Origin of the sequence: Marinobacter sediminicola (assembly GCF_031157525.1) — a bacterium.
GTDB lineage: Bacteria > Pseudomonadota > Gammaproteobacteria > Pseudomonadales > Oleiphilaceae > Marinobacter > Marinobacter sediminicola.
This window is the reverse complement of the sequence record NZ_JAVIXR010000032.1, coordinates 1-698: the sequence shown is the minus strand read 5'-3', so window position 1 is coordinate 698 and position 698 is coordinate 1. Positions and strand designations below refer to the sequence as shown.

General features: G+C 57.0%; 1 protein-coding gene and 1 pseudogene. Both read right to left on the bottom strand.

The genetic code is table 11. The annotated features are described in order from the left end of the window. Positions 1-299, bottom strand: a 299-nt coding sequence (locus tag RG807_RS17665) for an adenine nucleotide alpha hydrolase family protein (protein WP_494337503.1), incomplete at its 3' end; no start/stop codon positions are given. Further along, positions 300-698: pseudogene (locus RG807_RS17660) on the bottom strand (electron transfer flavoprotein subunit beta/FixA family protein); the annotation flags it as partial.

The window sequence follows — 698 nt, the reverse complement described above, 5'->3', positions numbered from 1 at the left end:
GGCATGAAGTCTTTGCCCGTGGTACCGGCAGAGGTCAGGATGTGGCTGTAGCCCTTACCCACTTCTGCAACCAGCTCGCCCAGGTTCTCACCCAGGAAGTGGCCGTATGCTGCGTTGTCGGCAACCAGTACCTTTGCAACGCCTTCCGCCTTGGCAGCGGCTTCTGCAACCGCGCCGCAGTTTTCACCGGCAACCAGTACGTCAATGTCGCCACCGATGGCCTTGGCAGCCGCTACAACGCTCAGAGTCGCCTGCTTCAGGCTGCTGTTGTCGTGTTCAGCAATTACAAGGATGCTCATTTAGATCACCTTCGCTTCGTTCTTCAGTTTATCGACCAGCTCGGCTACGTCTGCCACTTTAATACCTGCTGAACGGGCAGCCGGTGCTTCCACTTTCAACGTGGTCAGGCGCGCTGCAATCTCAACACCCAGATCCGCCGGGCTCATCACATCGAGAGGCTTCTTCTTGGCTTTCATGATGTTTGGCAGGGACGCGTAACGCGGCTCGTTCAAACGCAGGTCGGTGGTTACCACTGCAGGGAGGCTCAGGGAAAGGGTCATCAGACCACCGTCTACCTCACGGGTAACATTGACTTTTTCGCCATCAACAACCACTTCAGACGCGAAGGTGCCCTGGCCCATGCCAGTCAGCGCAGCCAGCATCTGGCCGGTCTGGTTGTTATCAGAATCGATGGACTG